Source organism: Paenibacillus sp. J53TS2 (genome assembly GCF_018403305.1).
Lineage (GTDB): Bacteria > Bacillota > Bacilli > Paenibacillales > Paenibacillaceae > Fontibacillus > Fontibacillus rhizolycopersici.
Genome location: NZ_BOSK01000001.1, coordinates 855725 through 881278 on the forward strand (window position 1 = coordinate 855725; position 25554 = coordinate 881278).

Annotated in this window: 22 protein-coding genes and 2 tRNA genes; 6 read left to right on the forward strand and 18 right to left on the reverse strand. The window is 53.2% G+C overall.

From position 1 onward, the window contains the following. Window positions 1-89: 89 nt before the first annotated feature. Both KJS42_RS04070 and KJS42_RS04075 read left to right on the forward strand, forming a co-directional pair. The gene (locus KJS42_RS04070) at window positions 90-452 is read left to right on the forward strand and encodes a phage holin family protein (protein ID WP_155607059.1); all 363 of its coding nucleotides are present in this window, start codon (window positions 90-92) and stop codon (window positions 450-452) included. 221 nt (window positions 453-673) lie between these two features. Continuing rightward, on the forward strand, window positions 674-1060 hold the full coding sequence (locus tag KJS42_RS04075; protein WP_155607058.1) for a cupredoxin domain-containing protein: 387 nt from the start codon (window positions 674-676) through the stop codon (window positions 1058-1060). 75 nt (window positions 1061-1135) lie between these two features. Here KJS42_RS04075 and zapA read toward each other — a convergent pair whose 3' ends face one another. The 3 genes from zapA to pheS form a co-directional block, all read right to left on the reverse strand. After that, complete coding sequence (zapA, locus tag KJS42_RS04080; protein ID WP_213622014.1) at window positions 1136-2683, reverse strand: cell division protein ZapA; 1548 nt, start codon at window positions 2681-2683, stop codon at window positions 1136-1138. Window positions 2684-2798: 115 nt separating this feature from the next. Next, complete coding sequence (gene pheT / locus KJS42_RS04085) at window positions 2799-5240, reverse strand: phenylalanine--tRNA ligase subunit beta (RefSeq protein ID WP_213622015.1); 2442 nt, start codon at window positions 5238-5240, stop codon at window positions 2799-2801. Window positions 5241-5269: 29 nt separating this feature from the next. Then, on the reverse strand, window positions 5270-6304 hold the full coding sequence (pheS, locus tag KJS42_RS04090) for a phenylalanine--tRNA ligase subunit alpha (RefSeq protein ID WP_213622016.1): 1035 nt from the start codon (window positions 6302-6304) through the stop codon (window positions 5270-5272). 655 nt (window positions 6305-6959) lie between these two features. On the opposite strand from pheS, the gene KJS42_RS04095 reads away from it, so the two are divergent. After that, entirely contained in the window at window positions 6960-7166 is a 207-nt protein-coding gene (locus KJS42_RS04095) for a YwbE family protein (RefSeq protein ID WP_155607054.1), read from the forward strand. Window positions 7167-7183: 17 nt separating this feature from the next. Here KJS42_RS04095 and KJS42_RS04100 read toward each other — a convergent pair whose 3' ends face one another. From KJS42_RS04100 to KJS42_RS04135, 8 genes are all read right to left on the reverse strand, one after another. Beyond that, on the reverse strand, window positions 7184-7816 hold the full coding sequence (locus tag KJS42_RS04100) for a GyrI-like domain-containing protein (RefSeq protein WP_213622122.1): 633 nt from the start codon (window positions 7814-7816) through the stop codon (window positions 7184-7186). 13 nt (window positions 7817-7829) lie between these two features. Beyond that, window positions 7830-8111: a zinc ribbon domain-containing protein gene (locus KJS42_RS04105; RefSeq protein ID WP_239484046.1), complete on the reverse strand. Its 282-nt coding sequence runs from the start codon at window positions 8109-8111 to the stop codon at window positions 7830-7832. A gap of 65 nt (window positions 8112-8176) precedes the next feature. Then, a complete protein-coding gene (locus tag KJS42_RS04110) occupies window positions 8177-9091 on the reverse strand; it encodes a helix-turn-helix transcriptional regulator (protein ID WP_239484053.1) in 915 nt (304 codons plus the stop codon). A 115-nt stretch (window positions 9092-9206) separates the two neighbouring features. Further along, window positions 9207-9746: a DoxX family protein gene (locus KJS42_RS04115; RefSeq protein WP_213622017.1), complete on the reverse strand. Its 540-nt coding sequence runs from the start codon at window positions 9744-9746 to the stop codon at window positions 9207-9209. A 205-nt stretch (window positions 9747-9951) separates the two neighbouring features. After that, a tRNA-Gly gene (locus tag KJS42_RS04120) sits at window positions 9952-10025 on the reverse strand. 34 nt (window positions 10026-10059) lie between these two features. Then, window positions 10060-10133: transfer RNA gene (locus tag KJS42_RS04125), tRNA-Pro, on the reverse strand. Window positions 10134-10262: 129 nt separating this feature from the next. Then, window positions 10263-12365, reverse strand: coding sequence for a putative bifunctional diguanylate cyclase/phosphodiesterase (locus KJS42_RS04130; protein ID WP_213622018.1), 2103 nt, complete (start codon window positions 12363-12365; stop codon window positions 10263-10265). Window positions 12366-12504: 139 nt separating this feature from the next. After that, a complete protein-coding gene (locus KJS42_RS04135) occupies window positions 12505-13470 on the reverse strand; it encodes an aldolase catalytic domain-containing protein (RefSeq protein ID WP_155607516.1) in 966 nt (321 codons plus the stop codon). A 462-nt stretch (window positions 13471-13932) separates the two neighbouring features. Here KJS42_RS04135 and KJS42_RS04140 point away from each other — a divergent pair, with 462 nt between their 5' ends. Genes KJS42_RS04140 through KJS42_RS04150 form a run of 3 tightly spaced genes read left to right on the forward strand, consistent with a single transcriptional unit; the run spans window position 13933 to window position 16422 of the window. Further along, window positions 13933-14175, forward strand: coding sequence for a FeoA family protein (locus KJS42_RS04140; protein ID WP_155607517.1), 243 nt, complete (start codon window positions 13933-13935; stop codon window positions 14173-14175). Next, window positions 14172-16202, forward strand: coding sequence for a ferrous iron transport protein B (gene feoB / locus KJS42_RS04145; RefSeq protein ID WP_213622019.1), 2031 nt, complete (start codon window positions 14172-14174; stop codon window positions 16200-16202). The genes KJS42_RS04140 and feoB overlap by 4 nt, the downstream gene beginning before the upstream one ends. Window positions 16203-16236: 34 nt before the next feature. Continuing rightward, window positions 16237-16422 carry a FeoB-associated Cys-rich membrane protein gene (locus tag KJS42_RS04150; RefSeq protein WP_155607519.1) on the forward strand — a complete coding sequence of 62 codons (186 nt, stop codon included), beginning with the start codon at window positions 16237-16239 and terminating at the stop codon, window positions 16420-16422. Between the two features lie 2 nt (window positions 16423-16424). Here the strand turns inward: KJS42_RS04150 and KJS42_RS04155 are convergent, their stop codons facing one another. The 7 genes from KJS42_RS04155 to ilvB all read right to left on the reverse strand — a co-directional run bounded on the left by KJS42_RS04155 (window position 16425) and on the right by ilvB (window position 24836). After that, the gene (locus KJS42_RS04155; protein ID WP_155607520.1) at window positions 16425-17531 is read right to left on the reverse strand and encodes an ATP-binding protein; all 1107 of its coding nucleotides are present in this window, start codon (window positions 17529-17531) and stop codon (window positions 16425-16427) included. Window positions 17532-17829: 298 nt separating this feature from the next. After that, window positions 17830-18240, reverse strand: coding sequence for a hypothetical protein (locus tag KJS42_RS04160; protein ID WP_155607521.1), 411 nt, complete (start codon window positions 18238-18240; stop codon window positions 17830-17832). Between the two features lie 266 nt (window positions 18241-18506). Next, window positions 18507-19586, reverse strand: coding sequence for a 3-isopropylmalate dehydrogenase (leuB, locus tag KJS42_RS04165; protein ID WP_213622020.1), 1080 nt, complete (start codon window positions 19584-19586; stop codon window positions 18507-18509). 166 nt (window positions 19587-19752) lie between these two features. Further along, on the reverse strand, window positions 19753-21285 hold the full coding sequence (locus tag KJS42_RS04170) for a 2-isopropylmalate synthase (RefSeq protein WP_213622021.1): 1533 nt from the start codon (window positions 21283-21285) through the stop codon (window positions 19753-19755). Window positions 21286-21394: 109 nt separating this feature from the next. Continuing rightward, a complete protein-coding gene (ilvC, locus tag KJS42_RS04175) occupies window positions 21395-22387 on the reverse strand; it encodes a ketol-acid reductoisomerase (protein WP_155607524.1) in 993 nt (330 codons plus the stop codon). 218 nt (window positions 22388-22605) lie between these two features. After that, on the reverse strand, window positions 22606-23094 hold the full coding sequence (gene ilvN / locus KJS42_RS04180; protein WP_193415412.1) for an acetolactate synthase small subunit: 489 nt from the start codon (window positions 23092-23094) through the stop codon (window positions 22606-22608). Beyond that, window positions 23091-24836, reverse strand: a complete 1746-nt coding sequence (ilvB, locus tag KJS42_RS04185; protein ID WP_213622022.1) for a biosynthetic-type acetolactate synthase large subunit — start codon at window positions 24834-24836, stop codon at window positions 23091-23093. The genes ilvN and ilvB overlap by 4 nt, the downstream gene beginning before the upstream one ends. Between the last annotated feature and the right edge of the window lie 718 nt (window positions 24837-25554).

Sequence of the window (25554 nt, forward strand, 5' to 3'; positions counted from 1 at the left end):
GCCCCACCGGACACATAAGAATGCGAGTCGCGGAACATGCTAATTGCGTATAGCCAAACGTACTTACTTCTAAAAGGAGGCTATGTACCATGCATTTTCTGGGACACGTCGTGCGATTCATCGTCTCCGCCCTGGTTCTGCTGGTTGTGGGGTGGCTTGTACCGCAATTCAGCGTCGGCGGATTCGGCAGCGCTTTGCTGCTCGCCTTGGTCATCGCCCTGTTAGGCTGGGCCATTGAGGGCATTTTCGGAACGAGGGTTACCCCGTTCGGGCGCGGAATTGTCGGTTTCCTTACGAGTGCGCTCGTGATCTGGCTCGCCCAGTTCATCATTTCCGGCGTATCCGTGTCCGTTATCGGCGCTTTGCTTGCCGCATTGGTGATCGGGATTATCGACCTGTTCATCCCTGTGGCAACACCCTTTGACGCAGGTAAAGACAAAGCTAACCGTTAATGGCGGTGCTCCAGGCAAGAGGCCTTTCTTTCGCAGATACAACCCTGCGGAGGAACGGTCTCTTTCTCATTGACACGGACACGAAACCATCTGACGGCGGGTTGCTCACGACAACTGTTCTTGCGGAAGTTCAACAATTCTTCAAACCTTGGGCATTCCGCCCTCCGCAAAATACGGTATGATATTCTTAAAATTGTCACAAATATACTGTATCGCGAGGGATGATTGTGAAAAAAAGCATAGCCATCGTCGCAAGTTCCGTATTATTGCTTCTTGTTACCGCTTGCAGCAGCGGGAATGCGACGGAGTCCGGCGGGTCTGCTGCCGAAAGTAATCTCAAACCGGAAGCCGAATTGGTCATCGAAGCCAGCAATTATCAATTTGATCAAACCGAATACCATTTAAAGAAAGATGTTCCGGTTAAAATCGTCTTTAAGAATGCCTCAGGCAATCATGGTGTCCTCATTCCGGGCCTGAAGGTGCAGCTCGACCGCAAGAACGACTCCGCCGTGATCGTCCCCACCGAAACGGGCGAATTCGAAATGTCCTGCTCCGTGATGTGCGGCTCCGGCCACAGCGGCATGATTTCTAAAATTATCGTCGAATAAGCGAATCACTCAAGCAACAAGAGCCCTCGGCGCCTGCCGGGGGCTCTTGTGCATGAAGCGATCCTTGAACCATGTTTACGATGGATCCTGTTCAAGCAATTCAATCCATTCGTTATATTCCGATTGGAGCTTCGCATAATCGTCCTTCAGGCGTCGATATTCCTCGTCCCGCTCAGCCTGCTGCTCCTGCTCTTTCTCCCGTTCGAGCTGTAGGAGACGGAACTGATGGGAAATCAGCTCATAGCTGTCCGTGACCTCCTGCAGTTGCTCCGCTAATCGGCGTTTATCTTCCTCGATGGCCTCAACATCGCCGGCCATCGTCATTACTCGTTCGCTGCCGGCCGCGCTTTCCTGTTGCCATTCTTCCAGCTGCCGCTGCAGCTCGGCCTCCTTCTCCCGCCAGGAGCTGAGCTCGCGTTCGGCTGAAGCCCACTGCTTCCGCCACTCCTGTTCCCGCTTCTCCGCTGCCTCGCGGTAGCGATCCAGCTCGGCTTCCAGCTTATCAACTGTCTTGCGACCGTCTTCGAGCTCCTGCAATCGCAGATTCAACTCGTCCCGTTCTTGCTCCAGCTGCCACTTCTCTTCTCCGGCGGTCTCTACCGCAAGACGGGCTTGTTCCCGCTCATCGGAGGCCCGCTCCAATCGGGAACGCAATGAATCCAGCTCAGCGGCCAATGCGTTGGCCCGGTCCCGCTCGGCCTGCAGCTCGCCTCTTGCTTCCTCCAGCCGGCTTGCTTCGGCTGCCTGCTGCTCGGCGAGCCGTTCGCTCTTGTCGGCGGCCTCGAGCAAGCTGATTTCCACGCGGCTTAATTCCTCGTTGCGTTTCTCGGCCAGCTTCTGCCAAGACTTCTCGTTCTGCTGCGCCGCAGATACCTCGGTCCGGAGCTTGTCCTCCCGCTCCTTGGCTTCCTGCAGCTTCTGCTGCAGCTGCTTCGTCTCCGCTTCCGCGGTCTGGAGCGAACCCTGAAGCTGCTTCGTCTGCTCCTGAAGTTTGCCGCTTTGCTGCAGCGCCCGCTGCTCGGCCGCCTTGGCGTCTTGCTCCCGCCGCTGCAACTCGCTCACCTGCTTCTGCAGCTTAGCGGCTTCCTCCTTCTCCTTCGCCGTCTGTTGCTCGACCTGGCGCAGTTTGGTCTGGAGCTGCGAGTTGCTGCCACGCTGCTCCGTCAATTGGCGCTCCAGCTCCTGCAACCGGGTACGCAGCTTGCGGGATTCTTCCTCCTGCCCCAGCAAAGAGGCTTCCAGCTTTTCCGTTTGTCCAGCAAGCTCGCGTTTTTCGTTCTTTAGCTGTTGCTGTTCCTCCTGTAATGCCTTATACATGTTTTCCTGTTTCGCATGTAAATCCTGCAGGACGGAATTTTCCTGAAGCAGTACCGTTTTTTCCTGTTTGGCGTTCTGCAAATCGTTCTGCAGCTGGTCCACCCGGATCGCTTCCTCGGCCATGCGCACGGCCGCCAGTACGGCTAGCCGCGGCGTGTCCAAATGGGGGTAGGCCTGGGAGATGCTGCGCATATGTTCATCCACGCGGCGCGCCACCTGTTTCATATACTCCGAGCTGCTGCCGACGATTTTATAGGAAGTTCCGTAGATTTCCACGTTTACGCTAATTCGGCCTTGGTTATTCAACGCTATGTGCCTCCTTCGGTCCTGTGTGTCGTCTCTAAGATGCTGAAAATTACACGAAAGTCACATCGAATCGGTCGTCTTTCAAATGATTCGATGTGACTTCGCGTAATTCCTGCTATTTTCTAAGCTCAGCCGCAAAAGTTTGCGACAATCCATCGACCACCCGGTCGTGAACCGCAGCCACTTCTTCGTCCGTCAGCGTCCGTTCCATGTGACGATACACGAGCGATAAAGCCACGCTCTTCTTTCCTTCGCCTAATTTGGATCCGGTAAACACATCGAATACCTCCACCGACTCCAGCAGCTCGCCCGCCGTTTCGCGGATCACCCCGATCAACGAGCCCGATTCCACTTCAGAGCCGACGACGACGGCGATGTCGCGCTGCATTGCCGGATAACGCGGCAGTTCTTGGTAGACGTAAGCTTCACCGGCGTAACGATACAGCGGTTCAAGCCGGAGCTCGGCAACATAGGTATCATCGAGATCCATCTCACGCTGCAGCTCCGGATGAAGCTGACCCAGCGTCCCGATAAGCTCCTTCCCGGCTGTCCCGTTCAAGAAGACCGAAGCCGATCGACCCGGATGGTAGCCTTGCGGCCGATCCGCTTCAAACGAAACTCGATCAGCTAAGCCGAGGTATTGGAGCAGGCTCTCCAGCGTGCCTTTGAGGTCAAAGAAATCGACTTTCTCCGCCGGTGCATTCCAGCGTTTCTCCGCCCGATCGCCTGTCAGCAGCAAAGAAAGCACAGGTAGCTCGCTTGGCTGTTGGGTCAGTTTCTCTTCCGAAGTCCGAAAAACACCGCCGATTTCAAACAACGCCAGATTGTCCTGCTTGCGGTTGCGATTATAGACAGCGATGTCGATCATCCCCGGAAGGAGGCTGCCGCGCAGCACGCTGCGGTCCTCGCTCATCGGCATGGCCAATCGGATTTCCCGATCCCCTTCACCTAGTTGCGGGAAGCTCGCGCTCGCACCTTCACGGATGAAGGAGTAGCCCATCACTTCCTGCCATCCGCCATGTCCGAGCAGACCGCGAATGGTACGGCGCAACGCCTGCGGCTTCGTATAGCCGCCGACCGTTGTGACTCCTTCGATCATCGTCGTCGGAATGATGTCGTAGCCGTACAGCCGAGCCACCTCTTCGATCAAATCAACGTCGCGCGTAATATCGCCGCGGCGTGTCGGCACGCGAACCTCGATCACCTCTTCGGAGCCTGCGCTTTCGAAGCGAAGTCGGGTCAAAATGGCTTTGGCTTCCAGCGAGGAGATGCTCGTGCCCAGGTAATCGTTCAGCTTTGCAAGGGATAGGGCGATGACCTTCTCTTCTGGCTCGCGACGAACGACTTCCACGATCCCTTGGGCCACATGGCCTCCGGCATGGGCAGCCATCAGCGCAGCCGCACGATCCAGTGCCGGGAGAACGGCCGCCGGATCCACCTCTTTCTCGAATCGCTGCGAAGCCTCCGAGCGAAGCCCCAATATCCGCGATGTTCTGCGGACGCTCCCACCGGCGAATTTCGCCGATTCCAGCACGATATTGACCGTTTGATCCGTCACTTCCGTATCCAGTCCGCCCATCACGCCGGCCAAAGCAACCGGACGATCCTCACCGTCTACGATCAACAAGGCGCCTGCTTCCAACTCGCGCTCCTGGCCGTCCAGCGTCACCAGCTTCTCGCCGGCTTTAGCCTGGCGCACACCGAGCGTACCGCCCGCAATCTTGTCGGCATCGAACGCGTGCAGCGGTTGCCCATACTCGAGCATCACGTAGTTCGTGATGTCGACGATGTTGCTGATCGGACGAATCCCCGCCGCCATCAGCCGATTTTGCATCCAAAGCGGCGAAGGGCCGATCTTCACGCCAGCGATGTAGCGCACCGCATAACGACTGCACAGTTCAGGCGCGTCAATCTTCACTTGAATCCGCTCCTTGGCCGATTCGCCTGAGCCAGCAAGCTCCGGCTGCGGCAGCTTCACGTCGCGGCTCAAAATCGCCCCAACTTCATAAGCGGCCCCGAGCATGCTCAAGCAGTCGGAACGGTTCGGCGTGAGGTCAAAGTCCAGCACCTTGTCGTCCAAACCCAGCAGGCCAGCGATCGGTGCGCCGATCTCCGCGTCCTCGGGCAACACGAGAATGCCCTCCTGCTGTTCCTTCGGCAACAGCTTGTCGTTCATACCTAGCTCCTTGGCCGAACAGATCATCCCTTGCGACAAGACGCCGCGCAGCTTGGCTTTCTTGATTTCCAGCCCGCCCGGCAGCTTCGCGCCAACCAGGGCTACGGGGACCTTCTGGCCAGCGGCTACGTTCTTCGCGCCGCAAACGATTTGCAGCTCTTCCTCCTGCCCGGCGTCGACAAGGCAAATGTTCAGCTTGTCGGCATCAGGATGCTTCTCTTTGCTCTTCACAAAACCAACCACGACATTGGTGACGCCTTGATTGCGGTTCTCGATCGAATCGATTTCGATCCCGGAACGGGTGATTTGCTCAGCCAGCTCTTCAATGTTAACCCCGTCCAGGGAAATATAGTCGGACAACCATTCGGTTGATACTTTCATTGTCAGTTCCCTTCCCTCTTTACGATAAATTAAACTCTGGCAAACTGCTGCAGGAAACGCAGATCGTTATTGTAGAAGTAGCGGATATCGTCGACGCCGTACTTCAGCATGGCGATCCGTTCCACGCCCATTCCAAACGCGAAGCCGCTGTATTCCTCGGGATCGTAGCCGCTCATCTCCAGCACGCGCGGATGCACCATCCCGCTGCCGAGAATCTCCAGCCAGCCGGACTGTTTGCACACCCGGCAGCCGTCGCCGCCGCATTTCATGCATGTCACGTCAACTTCGACGCTTGGCTCGGTGAACGGGAAGAAGCTTGGACGCAGACGGATTTGTGTGTTTGGTCCGAACATTTTGCGTGTGAACTCCAATAAGGTACCCTTCAGGTCGCTCATCCGGATTCTTTTCCCAACAACCAGCCCTTCGATTTGATGGAACTGGAACGAGTGGGTCGCATCGTCGTCGTCCCGCCGGAATACGCGTCCCGGGCAAATAATCTTGACCGGCACCTCGCCTTGCATCGCTTCCATCGTCCGTACCTGCACCGGTGACGTTTGCGTGCGCATCAACAGCTCCTCTGTTAGGTAGAAAGAGTCCTGCATATCGCGGGCCGGATGGTCCTTCGGCAAATTCAGCGCTTCGAAATTGTGGTAGTCGGTTTCCACCTCGGGACCTTCCGCAATCCGATAACCCATGCCGATGAAAATATCCTCGATCTCCTGGATCACCTGGTTGAGTGGATGAATGCTCCCTTGCTTGAGCGGACGGCCGGGCAGCGTTACGTCCACTTTCTCGGCAGCCAGCCGCGCTTCGGTCTCTTGACGCTGGAAGAAGGACTGCTTCTCTTCGATCACCGCTTCGATGGCGCCTCTTACCTCATTACCTACTTGGCCGATCACCGGACGCTCCTCCGCGCTTAAAGTTCCCATCCCGCGCAGAATTTCGGTCAACGCACCCTTTTTGCCCAAATATTTGACCCGCAGGTCGTTCAAATGCCCAGCGTCCGTTGTTCCCGCCAGCTCTTTGAGCGCCTCTGCTTTAAGTGCTTCAAGACGTTCTTTCATGAATAGCTCCTCCTAAACGTTTTGTAGTACGAGTTCAAAGTCAAGTTTTCAGCACCGAGAAGGTTGGATGAAGCTAGGGTCTGAGGAGCGGAGCGTACGATTTGGGTACGTGAGCACCGGAAGGCCCGGCTGAATTCAAGATTCGACGTCGAATCCGCTTCTTGACCTGCTTCGTGATCAAAAGATGACTTTTTGAACAACCTCTATAAGACAAAATAAAAAGGCCTTCTCTCCCGTAAGGGACGAAAAGACCGTGGTACCACCCTTGTTAGCGCGCCGCATAACCTTCCTCAGCTTCAAGGCACATAGATTGTACGCCGCTCTCACTTGAACGAAATAACGGCTCGTAACCGGTATCCCCTAATGTGCCGACCAGCCCGATAAACCTTGCGGCGTTACCGTTTGCAGCGACAGTTCAAGGAACTGCTCCGAAGCGAACTTCAGCAGCACCGTCTCCCTAGCGACGCTCTCAATCTTTGGCGTCCCTTCCCTGTTGGTCGGTTCTCTGCTTACTCTTCTTCATCAACGCATTTCATGTCATAATTATCTGCTATTATATGCTAAACCGGCTGCCGTTGGCAAGCTGCCGTGAAATTATGGTATCTTAAAGAGGTTATTTGGATCATCAACCTAAACGCCAAGGAGGAACACACCTATGAACGGCAACGAACGAAAGAACATCGCGCCTGGACTCACCGTGGACATCGTATTAAAAAAAGATCAGCCCACCGGCAAGCTGACCCGCGGCGTGGTCAAGGATATCCTGACCAATTCCGCTACCCATCCGCATGGCATCAAGGTCCGGTTGCAGGACGGTCAGGTGGGCCGGGTGAAAACCATCCTCCCGGGCCAAACTGAATAGGCAAGGCGGCGATAAAGCTATAGCCGCTTTACCGGATGCCTCAGCACGGTTTTCAGCTTCTCCGGCGCGGTTTTGCGCGGGTCCGACAAATAGATTTCGTGATGTTTGCGAAGGACATTGAAATTCTCGGTTAAACCATTCGCCTCAAGAAACGAAGTCATCCGGGCCACCGATTCCGGTTCGGTCTTAAAAGGGCCGATATGCATCATTTGGACGCAAAGCCCCTCCTCGAAGACGGCTAATCTTACGTCATTCAAATCGAGCTCGGGTTTCTTCTTTGCCGTCCGTTCCTTCACCCGGTCCAGCAGTTCCTCAGTAACAAAATCGGGCTGCCGGATCATCGAGGTCCAAACCCACTTGTCCCGATTCGGATCAAACCCGACCTCTTCCGAATCCCATAATCCCTCCAGCGGAGGAACGACATATTCGAAGTAACCGGTCGGCTTGTCTTCTCCCATTTTGCTCATTTTGATTCCATACGATAAGGTGTATAACTTCTGCACAGCCAATGGATAGCTCTCTCCATCGGGATCACCTTTACCGTCCACCATGAGGAACCGCATCGGCGGCACCTCAACCAAAACCGGATCTGTCCCCGGTAGATACAGGTCCTTGTATTTCTTTTTGAAATCCAGCTTATCTACCATGATCCCACGCTCCATCCTAGTCTTGCTTCCAGCGCTTCAGCGTCGGGAACCAAGCCAACATCGTCTCCTTAGCCTTGGCTTTATCCGCAAACATGCCGGAATCCCCGCCATACTTCAAGCATTGCTCTATCATTTCCTCCATCGTGACCTCACTCGTAAACTGTCCACCGTCATAGCAATAAACGCAATACTCCTGATGTTTGCTGCCATCCCCGTTTGTTCCCAGCAATTCTTCGTTCGAGAGCGGCATCCCGCAGCTTTGGCAGAACGTTTCGTTCCCCATCTGATTCATATTCATAATCAATCCCTCCTTCTTAAGATGCCCTCATTGTAGCAAGGTGAATTTGACATCTGTCTGTCATATTAAGAAGGATCGGAATACATTTCGGCTATTTTCTTTGCTTTGCTTCCTAAAATATCCCGGATATGTGACGGTGAGAGGACTTTAACGTCCTCGCCAAAAGACAGCAGATAGCCATATACCCAATCATCCTCCGGGTAGCTGGCCGTAACGAGGTAATGGCCGTCCTCCTGCTTGCGAATGCGGGTCCGCTCAAACTCATCAAAGATTCTGTATGCTAGATGCGGCGGAAACAAGAGCTCAAGGTCGACATAGGTGAAATGATCGTCCGACGCGGCGATATCCACAGGCATTAGTTGAATATCCCGCCGGAGTTCATACAACCTATCGGTGGTCTCAAGCTCCTCAATCCGGCTGATTTTAAACGTGCGTAATTCCCGGCTCTGCAGGCAATAGCACTGCAAATACCACGAGCGGTTCTTAAACTGCAGCTTCATCGGCTCGACTTGCCGCTCCGTCCGCTTGCCGTAAGAGCTATAGTAAACGAATTTCACAACCCTCTGCTCCAGAATGGCCGTCTTCAACTGTCCAAATTTGCTGCGCTCCACCTCCCCACTGTTCCAGCCGGAGAAATCGACGTCGATCCAATGGACCTCGTCCTTTCGAAAAAGAGTGCTCAATTTGGACAACACCTGGCTCGTTTGCAGGGCGTTCGTCGCTTCCAGGCTCTGCAGACCAAACAGGATTTCCTTCTGTTCGTCTTCGGACAGCAGCGATTTATTTAGCACAAAGTCGGGCAGCAAGCCGATTCCTCCGCCTTTTCCTTTGCTGGCGTATACGGGGATGCCCGCACCGCTTAACGTATCGATGTCGCGGTAGATCGTACGGGTGGATACTTCGAACCGCTGCGCCAGTTCGGCGGCGGTCATCGTTTTGCGCTCCAGCAACAAATATACGATCTGGAACAGCCGGTTCATCTGCACGTGTACCCTCTCCTTTGAAATCAGTATACCCGAGAAATGAGACATATCAATGTCATATTAACAAAAAGAAGAGCTCTCAAGGAGAGCCCTTCTGATTGGTTACTGTTCGTTACGCCGTACGTTTTACGTTCAGCGGTTGTTTAGGCGTCGGGGTTTGCGTACCGGCATCGTCTTTCTTATGGAACAGCTTGCGGAGGTAAGGAAGTACGTAGGTGTCGAGGCCGATTTTGCCGGCGTTGGCGGCGGCGACGAGGACCAGTACTTCAAGAATCAACATTTGCGCGTTGGTGCTTACCGTACCCGAGAAGAGGAACGCGGCGTTCATCACGAAGCCCATCAACGCGGCGAAGGTGGTAAAGGTACCGAGAATGAGCCCGATGCCGACCAGGAATTCGCCGTAAGGCACCATCACGTTGAAGAGGTCGACGTTCGGCAGGGCGAAGTGTTGCAGGAAGGTCGCCCACCAGCCTTGCACGGCGGGATGGTCACCGGTGCTGTTCGCAATCGCTCCGGTCAGGAAGCCTGCGGCGTCGAAGCCGCCGGTCAGTTTATGATAGCCGGCTTCGATCCATTGATAGCCGAGGTAAACGCGGATGACGGTCAAGAGCCACATTGCCACTTTGTTTGTTCTAAGGAAATTGTTAAACATGATTCCCACTCCTTTGGTTTGTCGTTCGATTTTGTTTTTCGGATGATCATCTTTGATGTCTTTATTATATGTGATTTTTTTCACTATATATGTGATTTAAATCACATATATTAAAAATTGTGTATTTAAATTTTGAGGGACCTCTATTTCTTCTTTAATACGCAAAAAAATCCTTACCAGAGTAAGGATTTCGACTTCTTCATTATGGAGCGGGTGATGGGAATCGAACCCACGCTACCAGCTTGGAAGGCTGGAGTTCTACCATTGAACTACACCCGCATATGACCTGCTATAGATTAAGAATCATGAAAGATCGGGACGACACGATTCGAACATGCGACCCCCTGGTCCCAAACCAGGTGCTCTACCAAGCTGAGCTACGTCCCGATGTAAATGCAGGCCCCTTTTGGGAAGGCAAAAATTAATATACCACGTTTCGGGAGGCGAAGCAAGCGGGAATTCCTGGAAACCTTCTGAGGAATCTATATCCGCGAAGCCCTACAAGATAAAAAAACCTTAGCCGGCAAGCCGGCTAAGGAACTCGCTTTCCAGCACACCGGCAGGTACCGGCTTGCTAAACAGATATCCTTGTCCTTCGTGGCATCGCTGGAGCTTGAGGAACTCCAGCTGCTCCTCGTTCTCGACGCCTTCAGCCGTCACTTTCAGCTTTAAGTGATGAGCCATGGTGGTAATGGTGGAGACGATGGCCGCGTCATTCCCGTCGTACATGACTTCTTTTACGAAGGCACGATCGATTTTCAAGCGGTCGATCGGCAGGCTTTTCAAATAATAAAGGGAACTATAGCCTGTGCCAAAATCATCGATACTGATATGTATTCCCAAACGCTTCAAGCGATGAAGCTGATCCAGGGCGGTTTCAATATCGTACGTCATACTTTCCGTTACTTCAAGCTCCAGGTAACGAGGGTCCAACCCGACCTCGCGTAATATCGCGTCCACGTGCTCAGCCAAATTATATTGCCGGAACTGTCGCATCGATAAGTTGACGGATACGCAAACCGGTTCAAAGCCGTCCAACTGCCATTTTTTATTGTGCAGACAAGCCGTTTTCAGCACCCATTCTCCGAGCGGAACGATGAGGCCACTCTCCTCGGCTAGCGGTATGAATTCGCTTGGCGGCAAAAGCCCCCGCTTCGGATGGTTCCAACGGACCAGCGCCTCCATCCCGACCATTTTGCCTGTATTCAAACTGATCTGCGGCTGAAACTCCAGGAAGAACTCTTCTCGCTCCAGCGCCTTACGCATATCGTTCTCCAATTCCACCTTGGATTGGGTACGTTGCTTCATGGCCGCATGATACCGCATAAAGTCCACGCCTTGTTCCTTGGCATGATGAACTGCCATATCCGCATATTGAATCATCTGGTTCACCGAATCCCCGTCATCCGGGAATACGGACAAGCCCATGCTTAGTGAAATATGATATTCAGTATCATCGATCAGCACCGCCGGATCTACAGAAGCTAACAGCTCCTTGGCCCGCTCCTCGGCCGCCGCATCATCCGGCAGTTCTGGAAAGATCACGGCAAATTCGTCTTCGCCCATCCGGTACACTCGCCGCTGCGTTCCCCCTAGCGCCGACAATCGACTTCCCAGCTCGGTCAACAGCTTATCTCCCGCACTGTAGCCCAAGGAATCGTTAATCGCCTTAAACCGGTCAATATTAATCACCGCAACGCCGGTACAAGCTTGAGAAAACGCAAGCAATTCGCCCAACTGCTCTTTCATTTGCCGCAGGTTCGGCAGACCGGTTAAATCATCGTGGTAAGCCATATGCTTCATTTGGGCTTCCGCCAGCTGCTTGCCGCGCATCGGCTCTTCAATCGTCAGCCGGTAGACGCCTTTAAGGACGAAATAATAAGAAATGCTCATAAACCATTGGCCCGCTGCCTGCGCCAAATCTCCACCCTGCCCCGGTGGGGAGGTCAGAAGAACATGCCCCATCGCCATGAACAACAGCGCTCGGGTTACCGTCATAATTGCCGGCGGACGCTCTGATCGATGCCGGTATAGGACCGCTATAGCGGCGATGATGTACAATAACGGAATACCAACCCGCAGGATGAACTGCCCAATCTCTAGATTGAACAGCGAGGGGAGGCTGCTTTGGTACCGGTTTAATCCCAATAACCCCACCAGGGTTAACAGGCCTGCTCCCGTAAACATGACGATTTTCTGGCGTCCGTTCACCTGCTGATCCTCTGTGGCAAAAATCCGCAGCATCCCGAGCGCCCCCAGCGTATGCGAGATCACCAAAAACCAGGTCGCCAGGCTTCCACCCGGTTTAAAGCCGAGCAGCATGATGTCACCGTATGAAGCGGCGTACAGAATATCCAAGATCCCGATCATTGTAAATAAAACGGCCGTGTATAGCCGCTGCTTGGAAAGTTTGTCGATGAACAGAATCCATCCCTGTGCAAATATGGCAAACGAAACAGCCAGGCACATCAAACCGGCCAGGAGATGCATCGTTTGAATAAGCGTGTCCGTTCCTGGCGGAAAATCGTTCCCCGCCGACAGCCGGACCACCCCGACCATTGCCGCCAACCCGATTACCCCTTGGATGATTGTCGTTTGTTCCTCTGCCCTAATCCTCAATGCGTATCAACCTCCGGAGGTAAGTTCTGTCTTCCGTCATGAAACTACTAATTCAACATATTCCGCTTATTTCCTGCCTTTTCCCCAAATTTGTCGATGAAAAAAGAAGCCCGGACGCGAGGCGCCGGGCTTGATATCCTTATTTTTTTGTCCGATTTACCGTCGTCTCAGGCGTCGTCAGCTTATCGTAAAAATCGACGGCCTTATCCTTGTCCTCTGATGCCCGAAGCGCCATCGCGGAGCGTGGATGCTCGTCAAGCGTCCCGGTGATCATGTAAGGGATCAAATACCCCCACTCCTCTTTTTCACGAAGCGGAATCAGCAGTTCTTCCAAAACTTCCAGAATAGGGCGCAACTTGTAACTCGTGTTCTTCAGATGAGTTACAAGCAATTCGGTTGGGCAGTTGCCGGCCGCGCGCCCCATGCCGTACACGGAAGCGTCCAGCAGCTCTACTCCGTGATCGGCAGCCACCAGCGTATTGGAGAACGCCAGCTGCATGTTGTTATGGGTATGCACACCTAAGCGTTTACCCGGAAGATGAGTTTTGAACTTATTGACCAAATACTCCATGTCTTTATAGTCGAGACTTCCGTACGAATCGACGATGTAGACAACGTCAACGACGCTCTCCTTAATCATCTCGAACGCTTCCAGCAGCTCGTTCTCCATTACATTAGACAACGCCATAATGTTCAGGGTGGTCTCGTAACCTCGGTCATGGAACAATTGAACCAATTGCAATGCCTTATCAACATCTTTAATGTAGCAAGCGACCCGAATCAAATCGAGCAAGCTTTCGCTGCGCGGTAAAATATCGTTTTCATCCACCCGACCGATGTCGACCAGCGCGGATAGTTTCGTCGTTCCTTTTTGAGGAATTACCTTGCGCAGGAAATCGTCGTCCAGAAACCGCCAAGGGCCGGCTTCATCAGCGCCTTTCAGCAGCTTGGGCGAGTTTTTGTAGCCGATTTCCATATAATCCACGCCTGCCTCGTTTAAGCCTGCGTACAATTTTTGGACAAATTCTACGCTGAAGTCCCAGTTATTCACCAGTCCTCCGTCACGTATGGTGCAATCGACGATTTTGCATTGGTTGGCTTTCATACCCGCATATTCCTCTCCATCGTTTTACTATCCATCTTACTAAAGGTTGTTCGAAAAGTCATCTTTGAATCACGAAGGTGATCAAGAAGTTTGTCGGCATCGAATCTTGAATTCAGCCGGGATTTCCGTTGCTCACGTAGGTTCGCCTACGCTCCGCTACTCAATCCCTACCTTCATCCAACCTTCTCGGTGCTTCAAACCTGACTTTTCGATCTTTCATTATATTGGTTGTTCGAAAAGTCATCTTTGAATCACGAAGTGTAGTTTAAAGAAGCATAATCGGCATAGAATCGATATGAAGTAAATCACAGTGCAGTTTGCCTGTGCATGATATATTACATTTGAATTCAATTGAGATTGATTCTCAATACCAGTCGTTCAACTAGAACTTCAAGCCGTCTTCGGCTTACATACATGACGTTACAAATGATCCATTTGATCAGGATAAGGAGAGAAAATCCCATGACAACCTGTCGATGCTGCCTGCTTGGATTGAAGCCCGGAACCTCTTGTGCCATTACGCAAATCGGAAATATGGACCCTGTCCTGAAACGGCGCCTCGCCGATCTCGGGATTCGAGAGGGGACTCACGTAGTAGTGAAGCGTTACTGCCTCTGGGGCGGTCCGGTCACTTTGGAATGCGCCGGTCAACTACTGGGCATCCGCCAGAAGGAAGCCGCACATATCGAGGTGGCGGTCTCATGAACAATGCTGCTTTGATCGGGAACCCGAATACCGGGAAAACCTCGCTCTTTAACACCTTAACCAGCTCCTACGAATATGTCGGCAACTGGGCTGGCGTGACGGTTGAGAAAAAGGTGGGGCAACTGCGAGGAAAAGCCGGCCAACTGACCGATCTGCCCGGAATCTACACCCTCCGCCCCCTCTCCCGTGACGAAGGCGTTGCGGCGGAATACTTGGCTGTGGAGTCCCCTTCGGTGCTGGTGAACATCGTTGACGCCTCAAATCTGGAACGCAACCTTTATCTGACGCTGCAACTTCTCGAATATGGTAAACCGGTGATCATTGGGCTAAATATGATCGATGTCGCCAAAGCTAGCGGGCTTCAGGTCGATCCGGAGAAGCTGTCAGCCCGGCTCGGAACTCCGGTTCTCCCCCTGATCGCCCGCACAGGGAAAGGCAGCAAAGAGCTATTGCGGGCGATTGAACAACAGCATCCCGGAGAGGCGGACGTCCCGCATTTTGCCATTCATTATGGCGAAGCGATCGAACGTGCCATCCGCGACATCTCCCGGGAGCTTGCCGCCGGCTGGGAGCAAGGGCGACCGGGCTTGCGCTGGATCGCCTTGCAGGTGCTTGAAGATAATCCAGCGGTGATCGCTGTGCTCCCGCCTCAGACCAACCTGAACAAGCTGAAGGCGATCCGGGCTGAAGCGGAGAAGCAGTTGGGCGCAGACGGGTTCGACTCTTCCGTAGAAGAGCACATCCGCACCGTCCGTATCGAGCGCATTCAAGCAATCTGCAGCGAGGCGGTCGACGCCTCCCAGAAGAAACCCCATACGATGACCGAACGCATCGATCGTATCGTCACCCATCCGGTTCTCGGTATCCCGATGTTTATGGCCTTCATGTTTCTTACCTTCCAGCTCACGTTCGACTGGCTCGGCAACCCGCTCTCGGACCTGCTCGACGGTTTCATTACCGGACCGCTGACTGGCGGCGCGGAGAGTCTGCTGACGAATGTAGGGGCTTCAAGCTTCACGCATGCGCTAATCATCGACGGTATCATCGGCGGTGTCGGCGGCGTGTTGGTATTTATCCCGCAGATTTTCATTATGTTCCTGATCATCTCTTTCATCGAGGACTCCGGTTATATGGCCCGGATCACCGTCATTATGGATAAACTGATGGAAATCGTCGGCTTAAACGGCAAAGCGTTAATCCCGTTTATCTTAGGCTTCGGCTGCAACGTCCCGGCCGTCATGGCTTCTCGCAGCATCGAGCAGCCAAAGGAGCGGATGTTGACCATGCTGCTGATTCCGCTGATGTCCTGCTCTGCGCGGCTGCCGGTTTACGCTTTGTTTGCCGGTATCTTTTTCGCCGAGTCGCAAGGACTGATCGTCTTTTCCTTGTATATGCTTGGCATCGTGCTGGCGCTTGTGCTGGCCAAAGTCTTCTCGCTGTTCCTGTTTAAAAACGAACGTTCCTTCTTTATGGTAGAACTCCCGCCTTACCGTATGCCGCAAAGCGTAACCCTGTTCCGCAGTACCTGGGAGAAAGGCAAAGGCTTCCTGCGCAAAGCCGGTACCTTCATTCTTGGCGGTTCGGTGCTGATATGGCTGCTTACGTACCTCGGTCCGGGCGGTGTGGCGGATAATATGGACGACAGCTTCCTGGCTGCGATCGGCGGTTTGTTCTCGTCTGTCTTGCAGCCGTTAGGCTTCGGCACCTGGCAATCCGGAGCCGCTTTAATTACCGGTTTTATGGCCAAAGAGGTCGTGGTGTCGACCATGAACATCATCTACCATGCGCCGGATATGACCGGCCTGCAAGGCCAAATTGCCGCATCCTTCACAGGGCTTCAGGCCTACAGCTTTATGGCCTTCGTTCTGCTCTACACCCCGTGCCTTGCGACGGTGGGCGTCCTTCGCAAAGAAACGGCTTCTTGGAAATGGACGTTCTTTTCAATCGCCTATTCGTTGACGCTTGCCTATCTCGTATCCCTTCTCATTTATCAAGTCGGATTGCGACTAGGTTTTGGTCTGGCTTAAGGAATGGATCTGAAAACGAAAGGAGCAATCCATCATGATCGATATTGTGATCGTCGCCGCTATTTTCGGCTACGCTGCCTTTGCGTTATACCGCGGCTTCAAGAAAAGCAAAAAAGGCGCCTGCGCCTCCTGCTCACTGCAGAAATCCTGTTCTGCGGCTTGCGAAAGTCACGCGGCGTCCTCTTCGGTTTCTCCGGCCAAAGGCCCTCAAAATGAATAAAACTACAAGGCCAGCGGGAGCGAGATGACAAAGATCGTTCCCGCTCCTTTTAAGCTATCCACGGATATATTTCCTCGATGATTCCGGATGATTCGGTAACTCACCGATAATCCCAATCCGGTTCCCTTCTCCTTCGTCGTAAAAAATGGATCAAACAATCGGCTTAGCATTCCCTTGTCCATCCCGCCGCCGTTATCCTGCACCGAGATATTCACCGATTTGCCTTCCATCTCCGCACGGACATCGATCACCCCTTGGTGGTCACCGCCTACCTCGGCGATCGCGTCCATGGCATTCTTGATAATGTTCAGCAGCACCTGCTTAATTTGCTTGACGTCGATGGAAACAAGCAACTCCTCCATCGGCTCGTGAAGGATCATTTGGCACCCCTTCATCAGCGCCTCGCTTTCCGTGAGGAGAACGACCTCTTTCAGCAGAGAAGAAACGCTGACCGTCGATTTCTGCGGGGCGGATGGCTTCGATGAATTGAGAAATTCGTGAATAATGTCGTTGGCCCGGTCGATTTCCGTCAAAATAATCCGAGCATACTCATCTTTGCCCAACTGGAGCAAATGAGGCCGAAGCAGCTGAATGAACCCGCGGATGGCGGTAAGCGGATTCCGAATTTCATGGGCAATCGCCGCCGAGATCTTCCCGAGCATCGCCAGCTTATCGTTCTGATAGGCCGTTTGTTCGATCCGCTTGAAATCGGAAACGTCCTTGACGCTCAGCAGAAAATCTCCATCCATTTGATCGCCGTACGTGACCGTGATGAGCCAATGCCGGCCGTATTCGTCGATTAACTCATGGTACTTTTTTCGGTGAAAAATCGTCTCCCGGTAAATACGCAAAATCTTGCGCTTCTTAAATTGGTTGAGATGTGGATGCCGCAGCATCTGAAGCAAGTTACAGCCGATCAGGGATTGGCGTGGCATTTCGAGCAGCTTGGCCATCTGTACATTGATAAAGGTCAGAACCCCATCGCTGTCAAACAGCATAATTCCGCTGTCCAGGTGTTGGAGTACGTTCTCATACTTGTTTTTAACGAGTTGGGTCGATTGGTATGCTTTGACGGACTGGAGCAATGTCTCTTGAAATTCACTCAACAAGTGTGGTTCCCCCTTTACTCAAATGATCATACGATCACTACCTAGAAGAACTTACCCTGACTCGGCGCGTTTCACTCAACTTTCGATGCGATCTATGGCTTATTCGTACAAAGACGATGGATGCATGTCCACAAAACAGATCAGATAAGTCAAAAGCCACCTGTTTCAATCATAGTCAAGTTTTCCAAATACCGTCAATCAGAGATACTGTCGAAAAAAGTTGGATGAACGCAAAACGACTACCATAGTCCTAAAAAAGTAAAAATAGCCTCCCTTCCGGAAGACTATTTCTGTTCATTCAACTATTGTTGTGTTGAAGCCGAGCTCTACGTCGGCTCATGACCGCCAGCCTTTTTTTGAGCTCCTCCGTCCATTTCTCATCGCCGATTTGTTTGGCTACGGACAGAAGGTCCAAGGAAATATCGATTTGGCTTTGCACGATCACCAGGGGATCTTCATCCTCCCGATTGACGCAGTTCCCAAAAATGGACTCATCGTCTTCCATCACAAAATCCTGAAAATCAATTTCCGAAACTCCGTCGCCATGCGCGTATTCCGCCAGAATTTCGTATTCATTCTCCACTTTATAATGAACCTCAACCCGATGGCACACCGGGCAAAACAACAGGGGTACATTATGTACCTGCGTACGATAATGCTTTAAAGTCCCCTTTGTTCCCAGCATGCTGGCTCCGCAGCAAAAACTCATTCCCCTTCACCCTTTCTCGCGTTCGGTTCATTAACGCCTCCCAGCCCTCCCAGGCCGGGATTTCAACTAATTTATTCGTGAGGCTTGCTTCAAATTCCTGCGTACAGAATGTAAATCCTGGGATTCCAGCCATTCCCCCTACAGGCGTTGCTACTGGGCAAAAAACCCCCGATTTGAGCAAAGCTCAAACAGGGGGTCCATCTTCTTATCTTTATCACATGGTAACATCGGCCATCTTCAAAGTCAATTTTCTTGCTCGCTGTGCATTACTTCTTGATTGCAGCAACGATCAAATCGCCCATTTCCTTCGTACCGACCGCTTGGCTCTTGTCGATGGCGATATCGCCGGTGCGGTGACCGGCATTCAGTACGTCGGCAACAGCGGCTTCGATCGCGTCAGCGGCATCCGCATAACCGAAGGTCATACGGAACATCAACGCTACGGACAAGATTGTCGCGATCGGGTTAGCCAGATTCTGACCGGCGATGTCCGGCGCGGAACCGTGAACGGGCTCGTATAACCCGAAGCTGCCTTCACCCAGGGAAGCCGAGGACAGCATTCCGATCGAGCCGGTAAGCATAGCCGCTTCGTCGCTCAGAATGTCGCCAAACATGTTCTCCGTCACGATGACGTCGAAGCTGGCCGGACGGCGGAGCAGCTGCATCGCGCAGTTATCGACAAGGACGTGCTCCAGTTCAACATCCAGATATTCCGGTGCGACCCGGTTCACAACTTCGCGCCACAACCGTGAGGTCTCCAACACGTTGGCTTTATCGACCGAAGCTAGCTTCTTGCGGCGCTTCTGAGCGATCTCAAACGCTTGGCGAACGATACGTTCGACTTCGCTGACGTTATACGCGCACGTATCAACGGCTTCCTGACCTTGCTCCGTATCGCGGCGGTACTTCTCGCCGAAATAAATGCCGCCGGTCAGCTCGCGCACGACGATGAGATCCGTGCCTTCAAGCACTTCCGGTTTAAGCGTTGAAGCATCCTTGAGACAGTCGAACACGACCGCCGGACGCAGGTTCGAGAACAGGCCTAGCGCTTTACGGATGCCCAGCAATCCGGTCTCCGGGCGTAGTTCCTTCGGATTGTTGTCCCATTTCGGACCGCCTACGGCCCCGAGCAATACGGCGTCGGCCTTTTGGCACACCTCCAGCGTTTCTTGCGGAAGTGGTGTCCCCTTCTCGTCGATAGCGATGCCGCCGAACAATGCATGTTCCGTTTCAAACTTGTACCCGAACAGCTCCTCCGTCCGTTTCAACACTTTCTCCGCTTCGGCTACCACTTCCGGTCCGATGCCGTCGCCCGCGATCACCGCGATTTTTTTGACTTCTGCCATTGCTTCCAGCTCCCTTTCGTGAACATCCTCTTCTTCTGTTGTAACACACCGGGTTGTGATAAACAAAGATATAGAATCTATTAAGGTCATAGGTATTAACTATAAGCAGGCAAAAAAACAGCGGAGCTGAATGAATCAGCTCCGCCGCAGCCGTCTCCCGGTTCGGTTATGCCCGAATCGCAGAGTTCGAGTTTCTCTTCTCAATCAACCGGTTGAGGGCATCGACATAAGCGCGAGCACTCGCTTCCAAGATGTCGGTACTGACGCCGCGGCCCTGCACGGATACGCCGTTTTGAGTCAACACGACGTGGACTTCCCCTTGGGCGTCCTTACCATGGCTCACCGATTTGATCGAGTAATCGGCCAGTTTGACCTCTTCGCCGGAAGCCAGGTCAATCGCGTTATATATCGCGTCAACCGAACCGTTGCCTTCGGCTTCCTTCTCGATAATATCGCCAGCAAGCGTGACCAGACGGATCTTCGCCGCTGGGGTCGCCTCGTTGCCGTAAGAGACGAAAATCGTCTCGAGACGGAATTCCTCCGGCGTGTCGATCAGCTTCAGCTCGACGATCGCCAGCAGGTCCTCGTCGGTGACTTCCTTCTTCTTGTCGGCCAGCGCTTTGAACTTGGCAAAAGCTTCGTTCATACGCTCGTCATCCAGCGTATATCCCATATCCACCAGCTTCTCGCGGAAGGCATGACGACCGGAATGCTTACCCAGCACGAGCTTGCTCTCCTTGAGCCCGATCGTTTCCGGCGACATGATTTCGTAAGTCGTTTTCTCCTTCAGCATGCCGTCTTGGTGGATACCTGATTCATGAGCAAAAGCATTCGCGCCAACGATCGCCTTGTTCCCCGGCACCACCATCCCGGTCAAGCGGCTGACCAGCCGGCTCGTACGGGCGATTTCCGTCAGCTCGAGCGACGTTTTTGCACCAAAGAAGTCGAAGCGCGTTTCCAGCGCCAACGCCACTTCCTCCAGCGCGGTGTTGCCGGCCCGTTCTCCGATTCCGTTGATCGTCCCTTCGATTTGGTCGGCGCCACCTAAGATCGCAGCCAGCGAGTTCGCAGTCGCCAGACCCAAATCATCGTGGCAATGGGCGCTAAGCTGGATCTTCTCGATGCCGGGCACCTTCTCCTTCAACGTACGGAAGATGTTGCCATACTCCTCGGGATATAAATATCCGACCGTGTCCGGAATATTCACTACCGATGCGCCTTCACGAATCGCCATTGCCGTCATTTCGCACAGGAAATCCAATTCGGTTCGACCCGCATCCTCGCAGGAGAATTCGATCTTCGAAAAATACTTGCGGGCATACCGCAACGCGGCCTGCGCCGTTTCCAGCACCTGATCTTTGTCCATCTTCAATTTATATTTCCGGTGAATCGGACTTGTAGCCAGGAACAAATGAATGCAAGGATCCTCGGCCCCTTGCAGCGCTTCACGGACCGCATCGATATCCTGCGTACGCGAGCGCGACAAGCCGATCACCGTCGACTTCTTCACCGCACGCGCTACGGCATTTACCGCGGCCAAATCCCCGGGCGAAGCTGCGGGAAAACCCGCTTCGATTCGGTCGACCCCAAGCTTCTCCAGCTGATAGGCGATCTCCAGCTTTTCGCGAGTATTCAGGTTGACTCCAGGGGATTGCTCACCATCCCGAAGCGTCGTATCGAAAATGTAGATTTTGCGCATTCCAAGCACCTCCTCCGAAAAGCTCCAATGCGGCTCACACAAAGGGGCGGCCGCATTGGGTATTCAGGTTCATTCTTATCTTACGTTGGGTCTTATCAACGATATGCCGTTATTTCTTGATCCAGTGCATCAAGCCGCGAAGCTCTCTGCCGACCACTTCGATCGGATGGTTTGCTTCATTGCGGCGAGTTGCCGTGAGGAACGCACGGTTCGATTGGTTCTCCAAGATGAAGTCGCGAGCGAATTTCCCTTGTTGGATATCGGAAAGCACAGCTTTCATCGCTTTCTTGGTTTCTTCTGTCACAACGCGAGGCCCTGTTACATAGTCTCCATACTCCGCTGTATTGGAAATGGAGTCACGCATCGTTGCCATGCCGCCTTCATAGATCAAGTCAACGATCAGCTTCATTTCGTGCAAGCACTCGAAGTATGCCATTTCAGGAGCATAACCCGCTTCAACCAGCGTTTCGAAGCCGGCTTTGATCAGGGCGGTTACGCCGCCGCACAATACAGCTTGTTCACCGAACAAATCAGTTTCGGTTTCTTCACGGAACGAGGTTTCGATAACCCCTGCACGTGTACAGCCAATCCCTTTTGCGTAAGCGAGGCCGATTTCTTTCGCTTTGCCGGTAGCATCTTGATGGATAGCAATCAGACCAGGAACGCCAAAGCCTTCCACATACGTACGGCGAACCATGTGACCCGGCGACTTCGGAGCAACGAGCAATACGTCGTTGTCCGGGGAAGGAACGATTTGACCAAAATGCACGTTAAAGCCATGGGCGAACAACAATGCAGCGCCTTTTTTCAGGTTAGGCGCGATTTCGCTGTTGTAAACCGCAGCTTGAGTCTCGTCCGGCATCAGGATTTGCACGACATCTGCACGTTTGGTCGCTTCCGCAACGGACAATACTTCGAAGCCGTCTTCCTTCGCTTTGTTGAAGGATTTGCCTTCCCGCAGGCCGACAACGACATTCAGTCCGCTTTCGCGCAGGTTTTGCGCATGGGCATGTCCTTGGCTGCCGTAACCGATGATCGCGATCGTTTTTCCTTTCAATACGCTGAGTTCTGCATCTTGTTCATAGTACAAAGTAACTGCCATTTCTTATGCCCTCCTAAGATTTGCGGGACAGTCAAGCTGTGCCCTTAATTAAAATAAGTATGGTTTCCTCCGCCTGTGACGAGCGGGTGTTTCAATGGACCGACGCCTTGAAGCGATAAAGTGGCATCTTGACAAATCGATCCCCTCAAACACCCGCCCGTTGTCTGGCGGAGGGGTGAAGCCGCGGGTAGCGGCAAATTACGTAACCCTTTGAGCGCTTAAGCGTTCCCGCGAATCATGGCGGTAACGCCGGTACGCGAGAGCTCCCGGATGCCGTAAGGACGAAGCAGCTCGATCATGGCGTCGATTTTCTCGGTATCGCCGACGACTTGGATCATCATGCTGTTCGTCCCGATGTCGACGACCGCGGCGCGGAACGTTTCAACGACGCCCATGATTTCCGGGCGCTCCGCCGGCTCGGACTTGACCTTGATCAGCGCAAGCTCGCGAGCGACCATCGGTCTGGAGCTAAGATTGACGACTTTGATGACATCGATCAGTTTATACAGCTGTTTTTCGATTTGCTCGAGCGTTTTGTCATCGCCTTGGGTGACGATGATCATCCGGGACAAGCCTTCTTCCTCGGATTGGCCCACCGTAATGCTTTCGATATTGTAGCCGCGCCGGCCAAACAGGCCGGCAACGCGCTGGAGAACCCCTGGCTGGTCGTTAACTAATACGGAAATCGCATGGTTTTTCATCATCATTCACTGTCCCCCATCAGCATTTGATCAATGGTGGAACCTTGGGTAACCATCGGATATACGTTTTCCTCTTTGCTGACCACGAATTCCACCAGAACCGGTCCCGGTGTGTCGAGCGCTTCCTGCCATGCACGTCTGGCTTCTTCCTTGTTCGTTGCCCGTAGACCCTTCACGCCATAGGCTTCGGCCAACTTGACGAAATCCGGACTGCCTTCAAGATTGATATGGCTGTAACGGTTGTCATAGATCAATTCCTGCCATTGACGGACCATACCGAGCACTTGGTTGTTGATCACGACGACTTTGACCGGGATCTTGTTGATGGCACAGATCGCCAGCTCCTGGGCACACATCTGCATGCCGCCGTCCCCATTAATCGAGATGACTAACCGATCGGGATGCCCCATCTGCGCGCCGATCGCCGAAGGGAATCCGAAGCCCATCGTCCCGAGGCCGCCCGAGGTAATCCAGGATCGAGGCTGGTTAAATTTGTAATACTGCGCCGCCCACATTTGATGCTGGCCAACGTCGGTCGTGACGATCGCCTCTCCGCCTGTCGTGTCATTGAGCAACTCGATCACCCACTGCGGTTTCAGAACGGTATCCGAATCGATGTATTTTAGCGGCTTCTCGATTTTGGAACGTTGGATTTGCGCTCTCCATGCATCCGCTTTGTCCGCCCGCGAAACGATCGGGTTCAGCATCTCCAGCACGGTTTTCACATCGCCAACGATCGGAATGTCTGCATGAACGTTCTTGCCGATTTCCGCCGGGTCGATGTCGATGTGCACGATTTTGGCCTTCGGCGCAAACCCGTCCAGTTTGCCGGTTACCCGGTCGTCGAACCGTGCCCCGATGTTGATCAGCAAATCGGATTGCTGAATCGATTGGTTCGCCGTATAGGTGCCGTGCATACCGGGCATTCCCATCCACAGCTCGTGGCCGCTTGGGAAAGCACCCAAGCCGAGCAGCGTTGTCGTAATCGGAATTTGCGTCTTGTTCACGAATTCGAACAGCTGCTCATGTCCGCCGGAGTAAACCACGCCGCCGCCGGCGATAATGACCGGACGCTCGGCTTCCTGAATGGCCGCCGCCAATTTGTCCAGCTGCAGTCGATTCGGCACCACCGTCGGATTGTAGCCGCGCAGGTTGATGGTCTGGGAAGGCTCGAACAAAGCCTTGTTCGCGGACACGTCCTTCGGAATGTCGATCAGGACCGGACCTTTCCGTCCGGTGTTCGCAATGTGGAACGCTTCGTGGATAACACGAGGCAGATCCTCAACGTTCCGAACAAGATAACTGTGTTTTGTGATCGGCATCGTGATGCCGGTAATATCTGCCTCTTGGAACGCATCGGTTCCGATCAGGCTGGAAACGACGTTCCCCGTAATGATAACGAGCGGAACGGAATCCATAAACGCCGTGGCGATCCCCGTCACCGTGTTGGTCGCTCCCGGTCCGGAGGTGGCGATACATACGCCGACTTTGCCAGTGGCTCGGGCGTACCCGTCCGCCGCGTGGATGGCGCCCTGCTCATGTCGGGTCAGCAGGTGGTGGAAATCGGTAAATCCGTACAACGCGTCATAAATGTACAACACCGCTCCGCCCGGATAACCAAAGACGCACTCGACACCTTCCAAAAGCAAGCTGCGAAGCAGGATATCCGAACCTGTAATGACTTCCGGTTTCATCCATTTTTCTCGTAATTGTTCTGTGGACCGCGTTTCTGGAATTTGCGCGCTCATCAGTCATCCTCCTTCCAAATGATGTTCAAAAAGTCATCTTTCGATCACGATGCTAAATCAAGCTGTGATACGACGTCGAATCTTGAACTCACCTGGGCCTTCCGTTGCTCACGTACCCAATACGTACGCTCCGCTACTCAGTCCCTAGCTTCATCCAACCTTCTCGGTGCTCGAAACCTAACTTTTTGAACTTGATCTAACTTTTTTCAAACCCCATTAACCTACCTAAACTAAAAAAACCTTCCGCCCGCCGGAACAGTTTCCTGCTCCGAGGGACGAAAGGTTTGATCCTCCGTGGTACCACCCATTTTCACTTAGCACCTCGCAGTGCCAAGCCTTGACGAGTAAAAGCGTGACCCGCCTTACTCGTGGTCCGTAACGAGGACCAAACGATTTCCCCTAATAAGCTTTAAACGCAAGCGCCACCGCGGATGGCTTGCAGCTTTTCAGGGAAACAGCTCCGAGGTGAGCTCGCAGTTAAGGGATTTTGGTGGTGGTCTCAGCAAATCCACCCACTCTCTGAGCAAAGAGCCCTTAAAGCTTCGTCCTCTTCATCGCCGATGCAAGATATGTCTTAAAATGTTTAGAAACATTATATGATTAGTTTACACCACGAGTCAATACCCTAAAGAATTAAAGTTTCTGACAGGAACCCTTCCCCTCCTCCTTCTCATATGATAAAAGATAGCGCCTAAAATTATGCACGGTTAGGAGGAGA

Coding starts and splice junctions, on each gene's coding strand:
- KJS42_RS04070 (WP_155607059.1), top strand. CDS start 90: ATGCATTTTCTGGGACACGTCGTGCGATTCATCGTCTCCGCCCTGGTT.
- KJS42_RS04075 (WP_155607058.1), top strand. CDS start 674: ATGATTGTGAAAAAAAGCATAGCCATCGTCGCAAGTTCCGTATTATTG.
- pheT (WP_213622015.1), bottom strand. CDS start 5,240: ATGAAAGTATCAACCGAATGGTTGTCCGACTATATTTCCCTGGACGGG.
- pheS (WP_213622016.1), bottom strand. CDS start 6,304: ATGAAAGAACGTCTTGAAGCACTTAAAGCAGAGGCGCTCAAAGAGCTG.
- KJS42_RS04095 (WP_155607054.1), top strand. CDS start 6,960: ATGAACGGCAACGAACGAAAGAACATCGCGCCTGGACTCACCGTGGAC.
- KJS42_RS04105 (WP_239484046.1), bottom strand. CDS start 8,111: ATGAATATGAATCAGATGGGGAACGAAACGTTCTGCCAAAGCTGCGGG.
- KJS42_RS04110 (WP_239484053.1), bottom strand. CDS start 9,091: ATGAACCGGCTGTTCCAGATCGTATATTTGTTGCTGGAGCGCAAAACG.
- KJS42_RS04115 (WP_213622017.1), bottom strand. CDS start 9,746: ATGTTTAACAATTTCCTTAGAACAAACAAAGTGGCAATGTGGCTCTTG.
- KJS42_RS04135 (WP_155607516.1), bottom strand. CDS start 13,470: ATGAAAGCCAACCAATGCAAAATCGTCGATTGCACCATACGTGACGGA.
- KJS42_RS04140 (WP_155607517.1), top strand. CDS start 13,933: ATGACAACCTGTCGATGCTGCCTGCTTGGATTGAAGCCCGGAACCTCT.
- feoB (WP_213622019.1), top strand. CDS start 14,172: ATGAACAATGCTGCTTTGATCGGGAACCCGAATACCGGGAAAACCTCG.
- KJS42_RS04150 (WP_155607519.1), top strand. CDS start 16,237: ATGATCGATATTGTGATCGTCGCCGCTATTTTCGGCTACGCTGCCTTT.
- KJS42_RS04160 (WP_155607521.1), bottom strand. CDS start 18,240: ATGAGTTTTTGCTGCGGAGCCAGCATGCTGGGAACAAAGGGGACTTTA.
- leuB (WP_213622020.1), bottom strand. CDS start 19,586: ATGGCAGAAGTCAAAAAAATCGCGGTGATCGCGGGCGACGGCATCGGA.
- KJS42_RS04170 (WP_213622021.1), bottom strand. CDS start 21,285: ATGCGCAAAATCTACATTTTCGATACGACGCTTCGGGATGGTGAGCAA.
- ilvC (WP_155607524.1), bottom strand. CDS start 22,387: ATGGCAGTTACTTTGTACTATGAACAAGATGCAGAACTCAGCGTATTG.
- ilvN (WP_193415412.1), bottom strand. CDS start 23,094: ATGATGATGAAAAACCATGCGATTTCCGTATTAGTTAACGACCAGCCA.
- ilvB (WP_213622022.1), bottom strand. CDS start 24,836: ATGAGCGCGCAAATTCCAGAAACGCGGTCCACAGAACAATTACGAGAA.